Below are 14338 nucleotides of genomic sequence, written 5' to 3'. Positions count from 1 at the left end.
CCTGACGCCCACGTCAAGGTCAACGTGCGTCACGCGTTGACTTGGCTGCCTGATGTGCTGCCCAGTCCACGCTCCACGCTCGGACCGCGTCCAGCACGGGCTCGAGGCGGCGGCCGATGGCGGTGAGGGCGTAACGGACCTCCACCGGCCTGGCCACGGTCACCACCCGCTCGACGACCTCGGCCTGCTCGAGCTCCTTGAGGCGCTGGGAGAGCATCGCGTCGGTGATTCTCGGGATGTGCTCGCGCAGCTCGCCGAACCGCATCGGGCCGGCGAGCAGCTCGGCGAGGATCACTCCGGTCCAGCGCCGGCCGATCAGCTCGATGGCCGTGTGGAAGTCCAGGCCGCCGCCGGCGGCGGCCTGCGTCCCGTCCCGATCGCTGTTCGCAGCCATGTCGCTGACACCCTACCGTCGCGGGGTGTCTCTCGATCTTGCCTTGACTATGTTTTTCGTATCGAGCTATCTTATCAATAGTTCATGAGCGAGAGGATGCTGGATGTGCACCGTCGGCGAGATCGGCGCGGATGAAGGTCGGGCTCCCGGGGCCGGAGCAGGAACGATGGCCCGGTGGGAAGCGCCGCGTGAGGTTGGCGACGCGTGAGCCGGGACCTCGACATCGGCGTCACCTCGCTGTCGGACCTGCAGCCCGTGACCGTGGACGGCACGCGCCGCACCCCCCGTCAGCGCGTCGAGCAGATCGTGTCGCTCGGGGTGCTGGCCGACGAGCTCGGGCTGGATCACTTCGGGCTGGGTGAGCATCACAACGCGGACTTCGTCGTCTCGTCGCCGGCCGCAGTGCTGTCCGCCATTGCGGCCCGCACCTCCCGGCTGCGGCTGACCAGCTCCGTCACGACGCTCGGCGCCCTCGACCCCGTCCGGGTCTACCAGGACTTCGCCACCCTGGACCTTCTCAGTGGCGGGCGCGCCGAGATCATCGTCGGTCGCAGCGCCTACCCCGAGCCGTTCGCGCTGTTCGGGGTCGACATCGGGCAGTACGACGCGGTGTTCCAGGAGAAATTGGATCTTCTGATGAAGATCCGCGCTGAGCCGGTGGTCACCTGGCGAGGCCGGTTCCGGCCGCCGCTACGCGACGCGGTCGTCATGCCCAGGGCCGTCCAGGAGCCGCTGCCGGTCTGGCTGGGCGTCGGCGGAACCTCGGCCAGCGCCGCCAGGGCGGGCCGGCTCGGGCTGCCGATGATCCTTGGCTACATCGGCGGCACCCCGGCGCGGCTGCGCGAACTCGCCGACGTGTACCGGGAGGCCGGCGCCCAGTCGGGGCACGCCGACGACCTGCGCCTCGGCGTCGCCCTGCACTACTTCGGCACGTCGAGCGCTGGGGAGGCGATGTCGCTCTACCCCTACTACCACGACTTTCTGCGCCCGAAGCACCCCGGCGGCGGCGGCTTCGTCGTCGAACGCGAGCAGTTCGCCCTGGGCCTACGTCCTGGCCAGCACCTGATGATCGGCACCTCCGAGCAGGTCTCCGAGAAGCTCGCCGAGCTGTACGACGCGGTGCGCTTCGACCGGGTCCACGCGCTGATCGACTGGGGCGGCCTGCCCGAGGACGCGGTGCGCGAGTCGCTGCACCGACTGGGCGAGGTCATCGCGCCCGCCCTGCGCCGGCACGTCGCGCCGGGCCACGACCGCCAGCCCGCCGTACCTGGCTAGGCCGTCGTACGTGGAAATGCGAACAGTGGACAGGGCAGGCCCTGGAACGCCGGTTGTCCTATCCGTTCGGCGGTCGCGGGCCGAGGCGTCTCGTCCCCGCGTCGCCGGCTCGCGCCAGGGGCCGTTAGCCGTTCTCCTTGGCGATCGCCTCGCGCACCGCTGGGGCGATCTCCTGGGCCCAGCGGGCGACGGAAACGGCGTCCGGCGTGCCCCCGCCGGGCGAGAAGAGGAGAAAGCCGGATGCGCCGTGCGTCAGCACGGCCGCGGTCAGCTCCTCGGCCCACTGGTCGGCGGAACCGCCGGTCCACCGGCCGTCGCGGTCACGCGTGGCGGCCGCTGGGCGGTCGGTGATGCGTCCGGGCAGGTTGTAGACCGTGCGGATCGCATGCGGATCGCGCCCGGCGGCCGTCGCCGCTTCGTCGATGATCGGCCGTGACTCCCGGTATCGCTGGCTGAGCCAGTCCGCCGCGTGGCCCGGGATCCAGCCGTCGGCCACGCGGCCGGTGGCGGTCAGCGACTTCGGGCCGACCGATCCGGTCCACACGGGGACGGCGGCCACCGGCGCCGGCTCGATCTGGTCCACTCGGTAGTGGCGGCCCCGATGGGTGACCGGCGGACCGCCACCGGACAACCTCCTGATCAGGACGACCGCCTCCTCGAAGGCGTCGACGGCGTCACCCGGTGACAGACGAGGCACGCCCATGTCGGAGATCCGGTCCCACAGACCACCCACACCTACGCCAAGAACGATGCGGCCGCCGGAGAGCGCGGACAACGACGTCACCGTCCGCGCCAGCACGGGAGCGGGCCGGGTCGGCAGGTTGGTGACGTTGGCGAAGGCCGCGAGCTGCCGGGTCCGTCCGAGGACGAATCCGAGGGAGGCATACGCGTCCAGTCGCCCGCCGATGTAGGGATGGTCTGACAGCGAGAAAATGTCAAGCCCGTCGCGGTCGGCCTGCTCGGCCAGGCGCAGCAGCTCCGGCCCGTCGCCGATGCCGCAGTGCGCGCCAAAACCGAAGACGACTTCTCCTACAGACATTTTTCCGCCTTTCGTTCGAGGGGCTGCTTCGCCGTTCTGTCAGCCGCGCGGGACGTTTCGGCGAACGGGTCTGCCCTGAGATTCGGAGCGGGGAGTACACGCCGGGGCGCTGCGGCCCGATGCCCAGTTCGTCACGCCTGTGGCGCAAGTCGTCGCGCCTCTCCGACTGTCATGGGCCGGGACGCGGCCAGGAAGACCGCGCTGAGGGTGGTAGTGGCCGGGACACCATCCCGCCGGCGAGCCGATCTGGGGCTGGCACAGGAGCTGGGCGCTACCGCCGTGATCGGCGTGCCGGCTCGGCGGGAGGTGAACGGGTAGCCTGGCGCGGTGAGCGCCGCCCTGCCGCCCTCTCCTCGTACATCAGGTCAGGCGCCGCTGGAGAGGCTGGAGGCCGGCGTCGCGGCGCTGGTGCGTTGGAGCGAGAGCAGGCATATCCGGGCGGAGATCGCCGAGCGCTCGGGCTGCGAGCTGCCGCCGAGCGAACTGCGGTTGCTGGAGTTCTTCGACCTGGCCGAGCCGCTGCGGATCTCCGACATCGCCGAGTGCCTGCGGATCGACATCTCCACGGCTTCGCTCCAGCTGCGTCAGCTCCGCGAGAACCGCCTCGTCGAGGCGACTCCCGTCAAGGGAGACCGGCGCGTGAGCCTGATCGCCATAACGTCCAAAGGTCGTGAGACTGTCCGGAAGGTGCGCACCGCGCGGCACGCGCTCCTACGGGAAGTGTTCGCCGGCGTCCCGGACGACAGACTTGACCTGACGGCCGACGTACTGTTGCTCGTCCACGACCACATGCTCGCCGGCATGCGCGAGCTGTTCGGGACTGGCGCGACCGGCGGAACGGCTTCCCGCTAGCAATCGGGGCCGACCCGCCCTGACCCGTTAGCGCGCTGAAAGCCATTGGTGACTGACCACGCTAGGATGCCGCCGGTGATCCGGTGGGGTTTTCGGCGCTCTGGCACGCAAGAACCCAATTGCTCTACGAACGCCTTGACGATCCCAGAGGGCGGAGTCTGACGGACGTGGTGTACGGGGTGTGACTGGGAGAACACGGCTGAGGTGGTCGCTGACGGCTCGTTGTGGCCGGCTGGTGTGACTGCCTGGGTCGCGCCGCGGGCAATCTGGAGTGCCCTCGACCGCGCCCTGGTTCCGAAGCGGGATCGTGGCATTTTGGCGTGTCCATAGACAGCCTGAACCAACACACTTCGCCGTACTGCTGTCGATGTGTGTCAGATGATTGGGCCTATGGGGTCATTCATCCGCCACGGTCCGCCAGAGGCTGGTGGCAGGCAGGCCGTCCCGGCTGGTGGGAGCACGAGTCGGCGCGGGTCGGATGCCGCTTCGGCGTGCCCTACGCGTAGGTGACCGGCGTCATGCGGATCTTCTGGCCCGGACCTGAGTAATTTCGTTTCCTCGCTCTGGTACGCAGGAACGCAATCACCGTGGAATTGCCTTGGCGATCGCGGAGTCAACCCCGCTTGGAGCCCGGCCCGGGCTCGGTCGGGGCGCCGTCCGGGCGCTCGTGCGGCCGCGTGCTCGTCCTGTCCGACGTCAGAGTCACAACCAGCGCCGTTTCGCGCCCATGACGTCTGACCCGACGCCCGGGATCCTGCTGGCGCCCGCCGCGACGCGGGTTAGAAGCGACCGGCCGCCGCTGCGCGCTGCCCGCCCATCCATCCATGGGCTGTGGCGGGCGGGAAGCCGGGATCCGCCCCACAACCCATGACCGGATCCGATGCGAGACCTGAGTAATTAGGGTTCCTCGCTCTGACTCCGACGATCCCATTAGATCGTGAGTCGGGCCGGCGCCGGGTGAGACCGTCGGCACCGTCCCGATCATCGGTCGCGGGTTCTCCAATCGGCCGGGGTGATCCGTTCGGCGCGGAGATGTTTTGATAGATAAAAGTATCTGGCGTGACCTGGGCACGCCCTCGGCGGAGGGGAGCTGGCGTATGGCGACGGCTGTGATCACAGGCGGTACCGACGGCATCGGCAGGGGGCTCGCAGCGGAGTACCTCCGCCGCGGGTTCGAGGTGCTCGTCGTGGGGCGCAGCGAGAAGAAGGGCCGGGCCTTCGAGAACTCCGGCGACCGGGCACATTTCATCGCCGCCGACCTGAGCGAGGTGGCCGAGAACCGCCGCCTGGTCGAGTGGATCTCGCGGCGGCACCCGGTGATCGACGTGCTCGTGCTCGGCGCGCGTTACCACCTGCCAGCTCGCGTGGTCACCGCCGACGGGTTCGAGAGCACCTTCGCGCTGTTCTATCTCAGCAGGTTCCTGCTCAGCCACGGGCTGGTCGGCCCGCTGAGCCGCGCCGAGCACCCGGTCGTGCTCAACTTCGGTGGGGCCGGCCAGACCGAGCCGGTCCGGTGGGACGACCTGCAACTGGAACGCGCCTACCACGGCGTTGGGGCGATGGGGCACGCCGCCCGGCTCGACGACCTGCTCGGCCTCGACTTCGTCGAGACCTATGCCGACACGGGCATCAGGTATGTCCTCAACCACCCGGGGGTGGTCGTCACGAGCTTCGCCGGTGAGTACGACCCGGTCACCGCCGCGCAGGTCGACCAGCTGCGAGTGATCGGCAAGCCGGTGTCGACAGCCGTGGCCCAGATCCTCCCGTTCCTCGAACCGCCCGGACGGGAACGCCTGACCGCCGTGCTCGAAGGCCAGCGGGTGCCGCTGAAGCCGGCGCTGTGGGCGCTCGACGACGCGCGCCGCCTGCGCGACATCACCCTGGACCTCCTGGCCCAGTTCGACCGTCGGACCGACGGCTAGGGTGACGGCGAGAACGGCAGCACCGCCGACCCCGGCGTGACCCGGCGTCGCGCGGCAACAGCATTCCGGCCCATGGCCAGGCTCTGCCGGCCGTGGCGATCAGCTTGCTCTACGCCCGCGTCACCGGTGGCCGTCGGAGAACAGCCTCGCGACGTCGGCCCAGGCCATGCGCAGCTTGCGCGGCGCGCCCTGGAGCCGGGCCGGGTCCCCGCCGGGCGGTGATACAGGCGCCGTCCCCTCGTCGGTGGCTCCTAGCGCTTGGTAGAACCGCAGCGCGGCGGTGTTCTGCTGCAATACCCAGAGATACATCGCATTGTTGGCCCCGTGCCCGGCGACGGCGCGGGCGGCGCGATGGAGAAGCCGCGTGCCGATACCCGTCCGACGCAGGTCGTGGGTCACGTGCAGGTTGTCGACGAGGCTGCCCCACCGCGGGTCGTCGTCGAACTCGACGTGGATGAAGCCCACCACACGGGCGTCGTGCTCGGCGAGGATCGTCTCGTTGTTGGCCGGTACGCCCAGCCGCGTCGACCACACCGCACGGCGGTCGGCCGCCACGTCACCGTCGAGGAACGAGTCGGCATAGGCACCGCGGTAGTGGCGGCGCCAGCTGTCGGCATGGAGAGCCGCGATCTGCTCGGCGTCGTCCGCACCGGCGCGTCGGAACCGCACCGACTGGAGCTGCGGGTTTTGTCCATCGGGCGTGGCGGTGACGCCAAAGGACGAAGGCATGGCCGGGCAGCTCCTTGGGAACGCGGCTTGATCGACACCACGGGTGGTGGCGGGCCGGCGGCGGCCCGGCCACGGGTCGTCAGGTCAGGCGGGACCCGTCGGCCTGGTCGTAGGCCCGGATCTCGGACAGGCGACCGTCACGCAGCTTGGTGGTCCAGGCCGGGTCGGAGAGCAGGACGCGGCCGAGGGCGACCAGGTCGAACTCGCCACGGTCGAACAACTCCAGCAGCGGAGCGAGGCTCATGGTCGGTACCGCGCCCTCGTGGTCGCCGCGGAAGGCCGTCGGCACGCCGATCGAGCCGATCGCGATGGTGGGCAGGCCGGTGAGGTTCTTGGCCCAGCCGGCAAGGGTGCGCGGGGAGCCGTCGAACGCCGGCAGCCAGTAACGGCGGGTGGAGACGTGCAGCGCGGTGGCCCCGGCGTCCGCGAGCGGGGTGAGCAGCGCCGCGAGCTCGTCGGGGGTCTCGGCGATCCGGGCGTCGTAGTCGGCGCCCTTCCACTGGGAGAACCGGTAGATCACCGGGAAGTCAGGTCCCACCTCTCCACGGACCGCGGCGACGACGTCGGCCCCGATCCGAGCCCGGTTGGCCAGACTTCCGCCGTAGCCGTCGGCGCGGCGGTTGGTCCGCGGCCAGAAGAACTGATCCAGCAGGTAGCCGTGCGCCCCGTGCAGCTCGACGCCGTCGAATCCGGCCCTGCGGGCGTCGGCCGCGGCGCGGGCGAAGGAGGCGACCACTTCGTCGATCTCCGCGGTGCTCGGCTCGTCGCCGACCACCGTTCCGTCGGGCCGCAGGCCGGAAGGGGAGAACACCGCCGCCTCCGGGTGCGGCGGGGCACCCGCCGTGCGGCCGGCGCCGAGATGCCACAGCTGCGGGACGATCCGTCCGCCTACCGCGTGCACGGCGTCGGCGACCTGGCGCCAGCCCGCCAGCGCCTCGTCGCCGTAGAACCGCGGCACCCGGTCGCTGGCCCCGGCCGACGGATGATCGACATAGGTGCCTTCGGTCACGACGAGGCCGACGTGCTCCGCCCGCCGTGCGTAGTAGCCGGCCACGTCCTCGCCCGGCACTCCGTCCGGGGAGAACTGGCGGGTCATCGGCGCCATCACGAACCGGTTGGCGAGTTCGACGCCGGACAGCGCGAACGGCGTGAACAGCGCCGCCGCGTCCACCCCGTCCAACAGGCGCTCACTGCTCAGCGGGGACGCGGCCGCCGTGACACTCGCAGTCGTCGCAACACTCGAAGACACAGTCACATCGCGTCCAATCCGGGCATCGCCGCCGATGTTCCGTCCAGATCTGTGGCGTTCGCCCATCCCGCACTGTCCGGCGTCGCGGTGCCCGACCGGTCGGGGCGGCGGCGTTCCACGCGGCGTCTGGTCGGCTCCGGGTCCGTCAGCCTCACGCCGCTGACCAAGGCGACGCGCTTGGCCTTGTCTCGCCCGCGCCCAAGCCGATGTCGGCTAGTGCGCGCAGGGCGCTGCCCTGGGTGTCGTGGCTAGGACTCGTCCGTCAGCGGCCGGCGGAAGGTCACCATGGGGCGCCCCGGGCCGTTGTAATCCGGCACGGGACCGCCGACGGCGAATCCGAGGCGGCGGTGGAACGCGATCGAGCCGGTGTTGCCCGGTCCGGTGATCGCGTGGACCTCTCGGCAGCCCGCCGCCCGCGCGCGTTGGAAGAACTCCTCGTAGAGGCGGCGTGCCCAACCGCCGCGGCGCTGGTCGGGCCGCACGCCGACGAAGTGGATGTAGGCGATGCGTGGCTGAGATGGTGACAGGAAGGCGACGAGGAAGGCCGCCAGGCCGTGGTCGTCCTCGACGACCCGGCTGGACTGGTGGAAATGGTCGAGGAAGAGCCGCGGGAGTGCGGCGTCGATGGGCCGGCCCCACCAGTCGTCCGCCACCGCCGCGATGGTGTCGTAGTCGTCCGGCCGAGCTGCCCGGACCCTGAGGGCGTTCATCCGCCCACAATTCCCGATGCGGCCGGCCTGGTGCCCGCTGAGGCTGGCTCGACTGCTCCGCCGTACCGATACCCGAGGGCGCCGGGAAGAGGAGGGCCGGAGCGCGGCCGTTGACGAAAAGGTCGCCGATCTCGCCTGGTCAGTAGTGGATGGGGCCGGGAGTGCCGCCGCCGGCGGCGAGGGACTCGCCGGTGATGGCGGCGGCGACGGGTGAGGCGAGGAAGGTGACGACGGCCGCGACCTCGTCCGCCGTCACGACCCGGCCGATGACGATGCTCCTGGCCGCGGCGGCGAGCTGCTCCTCGGTCACCGTGATGGTGCCGTCGTGCCGGTCGGTCCGGGTGAAGCCGGGGTGGACGGCGTTGACGGTGACGCCGTGGGCGCCGAGCTCGTCGGCGAGGGTCTTCGTCAGCGCGACGATGCCGGCGTTGCGGATCGAACCGGAGACGAGGCCGACCTGGCGGGCGGCCACCCCGCCGATGTTGATGATGCGGCCCCATCGCTGCGCCGTGAAGTGGGGAATGACCTCCTGCGCGGTCCGCAGGTAGCCGAGCACCTTCACGTTGAGGTCGGCGGCGGCATCCGCGGTGGCGAGGGCGCGCACGCCCCCGGGGCCGCCCGCGCCGCCGACGCGGGCGGCGTTGTTGACCAGGATGTCGACCCCACCGAGCTCGTCGACGGTGCGAGCGACCAGCTCCCGCACGGCCTCGTCGCTGCCGGTGTCCGCCACGACCGGGACGACCACCCCGCCATCGGCGCCGGCGGCCAGCCGGGCCGCCGCCGCCTTGAGCCGCTCACCGTCGCGCGCCGCGATCACCACCCGGGCGCCCTCGGCGAGCAGCGCGCCGGCCACCGCCAGCCCGATGCCCCGGCTGCCGCCCGTCACGATCGCGCGTCGCCCCGCAAGTTCAAGATCCACGATTCATCCCCTGGCCCTGGCCGCCGCGGTGTCGGCGACGCTGGTGAAGTCATTGCCGTAGTAGCCGAGGTGCTCGGCCTGGAGGGTGCCGCGCTGGCCGGTGGCCTCGCGGTGGGCTAGCTCCTGCCGCACGAGCGGGAGGATGTACGTGCCGTACTTCTCGACGTCGACGATGCCGTCGTAGCCACGGATGGAGACGATGTCGGCGCCAGCGTCGACGTAGTCGAGGATCGCGGCCGCCACCGTCTCGTAGCTTCCGACCAGCGCGGTCGACGCCCCGGCCCCGCCGGTGGCGCTCGCCGTCGGGGTCCAGAGCGCGCGGTCGTAGCGCTCGGCGGCGCCCGCGAAGCCCAGCGCCCGCTGCGAGCCCTTGTTCTGCGGTGCGCCGTTGCCGCCGATCCAGCGGCGGGCCAGGTCCTGGCCCGCCCGCGCGCGCTCCGCGAGCACGCCGAGGATCTGGTAGGCCCTCTCCCAGGCCAGCTCGTCGGTCGCCTCGATGATCGGGCGGAAGGTGACCCAGATCCGCTGGCGGGGGCGGCCGGCCCGGTCGGCGATCGCGTGCACGCGGTCGATCTCCTTGCGGACCTCCGCCAGTGGCTCGCCCCAGAAGGTGAACCAGTCGGCCTTCACGCCACCGACCTCGAAGGCCTCGTTCGACTGGCCGCCGATCGAGATCGGGATCGGCTCGCCGGAGTAGGTGGCGAAGCCGGGGCCGAAGTCGTCGAACTTGTAGAACTCACCTTCGTGGCTGAAGGGCTCCTTCGCGGTCCAGGCACGACGCAGCACATCGATGTATTCCGACGTGCGCGCGTAACGACGGTCCTTCGGGACGTAGTCGCCCTGCCGCGCCTGCTCGGCGTCGCTGCCACCAGAGATGAGGTGGACGACGGCGCGGCCTTCGGTGAGCTGGTCCAGAGTGGCGAGCTTCTGCGCGGCGACGAGCGGGAAGGTGGTGTTGGGCCGCAGGGCGACGATCGGCTTGATCCGCTCGGTCAGCAGACCGGTGGCGGAGGCGACGACGAACGAGTCGGCGGAGTTCGCGCTGTAGCCGTTCAGCGTGTAGTCGAAGCCGGCCTCGTCGAGCGCCCGGACGTACTGGCGGTAGGCGGCCAGATCGACGCCGGACCCCGGTGGGTGGAGCTCGGAGCCGCCGCTGTAGCTGGTCGCGCTGACGAACTCGACCTTACGGGCCGCGGTCGCGGGGATCTGGCTGTCGAAGGCGGGGATGGTCACGAGGTCTCCGAACGGGATGCGCGGCCAGGCCGGCCACGCTGGCCGGACTGCTGGTCACCCCGTCCAACCGTCAACCCTCGCCCCGAATGCCTCCGCTACAGCCGTGTTGCCGCCAGAACACATCCCAGGGGAAGACCTTTGTCTAGTAGGTGTGCCAGGAGCGGCCTTGGTCGGAGGTCTTGGCCGGGCCTCGCCAGCGCAGGTCGGGGAGGTTGACGACGATCGCTTCCTGGGTGGTGCGGGCGATGACGACGACCGCCTCGGCCTCCGGGTCGGGGTTCTCCTCCCGGTGGGGCACCCACGGCGGTACGTAGATGTAGTCGCCGGGGGAGGTCTCCAGCCGGATCTCCTCGTCGTCGCGCAGGAAGACGAACGCCGGGTGGCCGGTGACGACGTAGATCCCGGTCTCGGACAGGCCGTGGTGATGGTTCGCAGACCGGGTGGCGGGAGCGACGTGGGTCTGGCCCATCCACAGTCGCTCCGTGCCGACCGTCGTGCCGGACAGCGCCTCGACCCGGCGCATCCCCGCTGTCTGGGCGGTGTGGGCGGACAGGCCGGTCGGGCGGATCTGGTACAGCCGACGGTGGAAGGCGTCGAACTCAGGCCCGGCCGGCTCCTCCGGCCCGGTCGCATCCTCCGGCTCGGGCAGCGCCTTGCCGGCCTTGCCGGCCTCGTCGGTCGCGCTGGGCTCGTCGGCTGAGGCCGCTGTTCGGTCAGGCATGGTGCCCCTCCTGAGGCGGTGGTTCGGTTTCCAGGTCCGACGGGACGGATCCAGTGATCAGGCGGGCGGAGCCGGGGCGGATGTCGTCGCCGGTGTCGGGTGTCCGGTGCGGAGGGCGTGCGCGGCCGTCCGCGCGAGGTCGGTGAGACGGCCGCGGTCCGCCGCGTCCAGCGAGCCGCAGCTGTCGGTGATCGCTTCGGCCACCGCGGTGCGGATCTGGGGCGCCAGAGCCGCGCCCTGTTCGGAGAGCGTCACCCGGCTGACCCGGCGGTCGGCCGGGTCGGGGGTCCTGCGGACAAGCCCACGCCGCTCGAGCCGGTCGACCATTCCCGTCACGTTGGTCTTGTCGCAGCCGAGCATGCCCGCGAGCTCGCCGAACGACGGGGCGCGGCTGTCCAGGTGCGCGCGGTTGTCCAGGTGGCAGAGCAGCTCGATCTGCTGGGTGGTGAGCCCGAACCGGCGGGCGATCACCCCGTACAGGACGTCCACCTGGCGATGCAGCGCGGACAGCGCGGCGGCCAGGTCGCGATCGGCCTTGCTGGGTTGCACCCACGAAGTCTACCTGGTCGACAGTTGACATCCTCGACCATATTTGTCGATGATATCGACTATCGGTGTACTGGACTATGGAGGCCGCGTGTCCGACAGGGTCGCGATCGTGACGGGAGGCTCGCGCGGCATCGGCCGCGCGATCGCGCGGCGGCTCGGCGCCGGCGGCGCGGACATCGTCGTCAACTACCGGTCGGACCGCCCGGCGGCCCTGGAGGTCGTCGCCGCGGTGGAGGCCGCCGGTCGGCGCGCCGTCGCCCTGGCGGCCGACGTCGCCGTCCCCGACCAGCTGCGCGGGCTGTTCGACGCGGCGCAGCGGCACTACGGCGGCATCGACATCGTGGTCAGCAACGTCGGGCTCGCCCGGTTCGCGCCGATCGCGGACACGTCTGACACCGACTACGACCAGATGTTCGCCACGAACACCCGAGCGACGTTCATGGTCCTGCGCGAGGCGGCCAACCGGGTACGCGACGGCGGCCGGATCGTCGTCGTGTCCAGCGGAGCGGCCGTGACCCATCGCCCCGGCGCTGGCGTCTATGCCGCGAGCAAGGCGGCGGGCGACGAGCTCGTCCGCGTACTCGCCCGGGAGCTTGGACCACGCGGGATCACCGTGAACAGCGTGCTGCCTGGTGCGACCCGGACCGAAGCGCTCACCTCGACCCAACCGCCAGCCGTGCTCGAACAGATCGCCGCGCAGAACCCGTTGCGGCGCCTGGGTGAGCCGGACGACATCGCCGAGATCGTCGCCTTCCTCGCCTCGGACGCCGCCCGCTGGCTGACGGGCCAGACCGTGCACGCCGGCGGCGGCCTCTTCTGATCGGGCACCGGGGAGCAGGTGCCCGCGCGCGGTCGGGCACTCATCCTGTGCGGCGCCACGGGGAATCCTGGCAGACGTCAGGGGCACCACCAGCGCCGTTTCGTGGCCCTGACGTCTGACAGGACGTCCGGATCTCCCAGGTGCCTACCACGACTGACGCGGCGGACTAGGCGCTGAAGGCGCGTAGGAAGGTGTCGACGCCGGCGGTGACGACCGCGTCGAGCTGTTCCGGTGGGGCAGGCCGGGTGCCCAGCGCGGTCAGCGCTGGCAGCTCGTCGCCGATCAGCGCGATGAACTGGTTGGCCGCCCGGACCGGGTCGGTCAGCCGCAGGTGGCCGGCGGTCGCCAGGCGGGCCAGCCGGCCCGCGAGCGCGTCGATGACAGGCGTCGCGGCACCGGCGCGAACGTCGTCGAGCAGGTCCGGGAAGCGCACGATCTCGGCGTGCAGGAGCCGCCGCAGGCTGGTTGACACGGGGTCGGCGAAGCAGGTGGTGAGCCTGCGGCCGAGCAGCGTCAGCTCGACGCGCAGGTCCTCCGGCTCGGCCGGGAAGGCCTCGAGGGCGCCCAGCGTCGCCGCGATCGCCTGGCGGCCGACCTCCGCCATCACTACGCGGAACAGGTTCTCCTTCGCGCCGAAGTGGTTGTAGATGGTCGGCTTCGCCACGCCGGCCGCGGCGGCGATGGCGTCGACGCTCGCCTGCGCGTAGCCGTCGCGCGCGAAGACGTCGAAAGCGGCTCGCACGATCGCCTGGCGCTTGTCGATGCGCCCGCGCGAGTAGGGGTCCCCGCCGCCGCCTTCGCCACTGCCCACGCCGCCCATGCTACGGTGCGGACCACACAAGTGAACTAGTCAGTTCAATACACCGAACTGGTTGGGACATTTGAGCGGTGGCGAACTGTGTCCGGCCCGGAAGGGTCCGGTGTGTACTGGAGGAGAAGCGATGAGATCGCTCGTCGTCGACCCGGCCGCGTCGTCCGGGCTGCGCATCGAGCAGCGACCGGAGCCGGCCCCCGGCCCCGGTCAGGTGCTGATTCAGGTCGAGGCGGTCTCGCTCGTCGACCGTGACCTCGTCTACGCGCCGCGGATGCTCGGCGCCGGCGGGGTGTGGGGCTTCGACGCGGCTGGAACCGTGGTCGAGGCGGCGCCCGACCCGGACGCCCCGGGCTCCGTGTCCGCGCTGGCCCCCGGGACCCGCGTCGTCACCCTGCTTCCCGCGCCGGGAGCCTGGTCCGAGCTGGTCGTCAGCGAGGCGGCCGACGTCGCGTCGCTGCCTGGCTCCGTCGACGCGGCGACCGCCACGGCGCTGGCCCTGCCCGGCATCTCGGCTCAGCAGTCGCTGCGCGAGGTCACCCCACGACCGGACCAGCACGTACTGGTCACGGGGGCATCCGGCGGGGTCGGCTGGTACGCCGTCCAGCTCGCCGCGCTCGCGGGCGCGCGGGTCACCGCCCTCGTGCGCGACCCGGCAGACGCCGCAGCGCTGCGCGAGGTCGGCGCGTCAGCCGTCGTCACCGACCTGGCGGACGTCGCTGGCTCGGTTGACATCGTGATCGACATCGTCGGCGGCGCCGTGCTCGCGTCCGCGGTGTTGCTGCTGGGCGAGGGCGGGGTGGCGGTCGCGGTCGGCGCGATCTCCGGCGAGCCGACGGTCCTCGCGCCGGACGCCCTGGCGAGCCCGGCGCGCCGGCGGCTGCAGGGCTACTGGGGCCACTGGCCGGTCGGCGGCGAGCTACGCGAGCTGACCGGACTGGTCGCCGCCGGCCGGTTGCGCCCGGCCGAGCACTCGCGCGTCAGCTGGCGGGCGGTCGACGACCTGGCCGCCGGCTATCTCGACGGGAGCGTCCGCCGCCGCCGAACCGTCCTCGCGGTCGACTGACACAAGATGACCACCTACTGGCCTTGACCTGCTGGAGTTTGGTGAGCAC

General features: G+C 71.4%; 15 protein-coding genes. 5 read left to right on the top strand and 10 right to left on the bottom strand.

All coding sequences use genetic code 11. The features are described from left to right. Positions 1-19 precede the first annotated feature (19 nt). Complete coding sequence (locus FRCN3DRAFT_RS45730; RefSeq protein ID WP_007508990.1) at positions 20-394, bottom strand: winged helix-turn-helix transcriptional regulator; 375 nt, start codon at positions 392-394, stop codon at positions 20-22. Between the two features lie 204 nt (positions 395-598). On the opposite strand from FRCN3DRAFT_RS45730, the gene FRCN3DRAFT_RS0222585 reads away from it, so the two are divergent. Beyond that, complete coding sequence (locus FRCN3DRAFT_RS0222585) at positions 599-1669, top strand: LLM class flavin-dependent oxidoreductase (RefSeq protein WP_007508992.1); 1071 nt, start codon at positions 599-601, stop codon at positions 1667-1669. A gap of 124 nt (positions 1670-1793) precedes the next feature. On the opposite strand, the gene FRCN3DRAFT_RS0222580 is transcribed toward FRCN3DRAFT_RS0222585, so the two are convergent. Further along, positions 1794-2708, bottom strand: coding sequence for an LLM class flavin-dependent oxidoreductase (locus FRCN3DRAFT_RS0222580; protein WP_007508994.1), 915 nt, complete (start codon positions 2706-2708; stop codon positions 1794-1796). Positions 2709-3035: 327 nt separating this feature from the next. Here FRCN3DRAFT_RS0222580 and FRCN3DRAFT_RS0222575 point away from each other — a divergent pair, with 327 nt between their 5' ends. Further along, positions 3036-3560 carry a MarR family winged helix-turn-helix transcriptional regulator gene (locus FRCN3DRAFT_RS0222575; protein ID WP_007508996.1) on the top strand — a complete coding sequence of 175 codons (525 nt, stop codon included), beginning with the start codon at positions 3036-3038 and terminating at the stop codon, positions 3558-3560. Between the two features lie 1097 nt (positions 3561-4657). Then, positions 4658-5482, top strand: a complete 825-nt coding sequence (locus FRCN3DRAFT_RS0222570) for an SDR family NAD(P)-dependent oxidoreductase (RefSeq protein WP_007508997.1) — start codon at positions 4658-4660, stop codon at positions 5480-5482. 120 nt (positions 5483-5602) lie between these two features. On the opposite strand, the gene FRCN3DRAFT_RS0222565 is transcribed toward FRCN3DRAFT_RS0222570, so the two are convergent. The 7 genes from FRCN3DRAFT_RS0222565 to FRCN3DRAFT_RS45725 all read right to left on the bottom strand — a co-directional run bounded on the left by FRCN3DRAFT_RS0222565 (position 5603) and on the right by FRCN3DRAFT_RS45725 (position 11592). After that, positions 5603-6211 (bottom strand): GNAT family N-acetyltransferase, encoded by a 609-nt coding sequence (locus FRCN3DRAFT_RS0222565; RefSeq protein WP_007508999.1) that lies wholly within the window; start codon positions 6209-6211, stop codon positions 5603-5605. A gap of 79 nt (positions 6212-6290) precedes the next feature. After that, entirely contained in the window at positions 6291-7526 is a 1236-nt protein-coding gene (locus tag FRCN3DRAFT_RS0222560; protein ID WP_007509001.1) for an NADH:flavin oxidoreductase, read from the bottom strand. A gap of 182 nt (positions 7527-7708) precedes the next feature. After that, a complete protein-coding gene (locus FRCN3DRAFT_RS0222555; RefSeq protein ID WP_007509004.1) occupies positions 7709-8170 on the bottom strand; it encodes a GNAT family N-acetyltransferase in 462 nt (153 codons plus the stop codon). Positions 8171-8309: 139 nt separating this feature from the next. Continuing rightward, positions 8310-9089: an SDR family NAD(P)-dependent oxidoreductase gene (locus FRCN3DRAFT_RS0222550; RefSeq protein ID WP_007509006.1), complete on the bottom strand. Its 780-nt coding sequence runs from the start codon at positions 9087-9089 to the stop codon at positions 8310-8312. Positions 9090-9092: 3 nt separating this feature from the next. Continuing rightward, positions 9093-10322: an LLM class flavin-dependent oxidoreductase gene (locus FRCN3DRAFT_RS0222545; RefSeq protein ID WP_007509007.1), complete on the bottom strand. Its 1230-nt coding sequence runs from the start codon at positions 10320-10322 to the stop codon at positions 9093-9095. 142 nt (positions 10323-10464) lie between these two features. Beyond that, entirely contained in the window at positions 10465-11043 is a 579-nt protein-coding gene (locus FRCN3DRAFT_RS0222540; RefSeq protein WP_007509009.1) for a cupin domain-containing protein, read from the bottom strand. A 57-nt stretch (positions 11044-11100) separates the two neighbouring features. Continuing rightward, complete coding sequence (locus FRCN3DRAFT_RS45725) at positions 11101-11592, bottom strand: MarR family winged helix-turn-helix transcriptional regulator (RefSeq protein ID WP_007509011.1); 492 nt, start codon at positions 11590-11592, stop codon at positions 11101-11103. An 88-nt stretch (positions 11593-11680) separates the two neighbouring features. Here FRCN3DRAFT_RS45725 and FRCN3DRAFT_RS0222530 point away from each other — a divergent pair, with 88 nt between their 5' ends. Next, a complete protein-coding gene (locus tag FRCN3DRAFT_RS0222530) occupies positions 11681-12412 on the top strand; it encodes an SDR family oxidoreductase (protein ID WP_007509014.1) in 732 nt (243 codons plus the stop codon). 166 nt (positions 12413-12578) lie between these two features. On the opposite strand, the gene FRCN3DRAFT_RS0222525 is transcribed toward FRCN3DRAFT_RS0222530, so the two are convergent. After that, complete coding sequence (locus FRCN3DRAFT_RS0222525; RefSeq protein ID WP_007509016.1) at positions 12579-13232, bottom strand: TetR/AcrR family transcriptional regulator; 654 nt, start codon at positions 13230-13232, stop codon at positions 12579-12581. Positions 13233-13353: 121 nt separating this feature from the next. Here FRCN3DRAFT_RS0222525 and FRCN3DRAFT_RS0222520 point away from each other — a divergent pair, with 121 nt between their 5' ends. After that, the gene (locus FRCN3DRAFT_RS0222520; protein ID WP_007509018.1) at positions 13354-14289 is read left to right on the top strand and encodes a zinc-binding dehydrogenase; all 936 of its coding nucleotides are present in this window, start codon (positions 13354-13356) and stop codon (positions 14287-14289) included. Positions 14290-14338: the final 49 nt, after the last annotated feature.

It is taken from the genome of Pseudofrankia saprophytica, from assembly GCF_000235425.2.
GTDB classification, from domain to species: Bacteria; Actinomycetota; Actinomycetes; order Frankiales; family Frankiaceae; genus Pseudofrankia; species Pseudofrankia saprophytica.
Note: the sequence above shows the minus strand (reverse complement) of the source record. Positions and strands in the feature narration are given on the sequence as shown.

Coding starts and splice junctions, on each gene's coding strand:
- FRCN3DRAFT_RS0222580 (WP_007508994.1), bottom strand. CDS start 2,708: ATGTCTGTAGGAGAAGTCGTCTTCGGTTTTGGCGCGCACTGCGGCATC.
- FRCN3DRAFT_RS0222565 (WP_007508999.1), bottom strand. CDS start 6,211: ATGCCTTCGTCCTTTGGCGTCACCGCCACGCCCGATGGACAAAACCCG.
- FRCN3DRAFT_RS0222540 (WP_007509009.1), bottom strand. CDS start 11,043: ATGCCTGACCGAACAGCGGCCTCAGCCGACGAGCCCAGCGCGACCGAC.
- FRCN3DRAFT_RS45730 (WP_007508990.1), bottom strand. CDS start 394: ATGGCTGCGAACAGCGATCGGGACGGGACGCAGGCCGCCGCCGGCGGC.
- FRCN3DRAFT_RS0222555 (WP_007509004.1), bottom strand. CDS start 8,170: ATGAACGCCCTCAGGGTCCGGGCAGCTCGGCCGGACGACTACGACACC.
- FRCN3DRAFT_RS0222520 (WP_007509018.1), top strand. CDS start 13,354: ATGAGATCGCTCGTCGTCGACCCGGCCGCGTCGTCCGGGCTGCGCATC.
- FRCN3DRAFT_RS0222560 (WP_007509001.1), bottom strand. CDS start 7,526: ATGGGCGAACGCCACAGATCTGGACGGAACATCGGCGGCGATGCCCGG.
- FRCN3DRAFT_RS0222525 (WP_007509016.1), bottom strand. CDS start 13,232: ATGGGCGGCGTGGGCAGTGGCGAAGGCGGCGGCGGGGACCCCTACTCG.
- FRCN3DRAFT_RS0222570 (WP_007508997.1), top strand. CDS start 4,658: ATGGCGACGGCTGTGATCACAGGCGGTACCGACGGCATCGGCAGGGGG.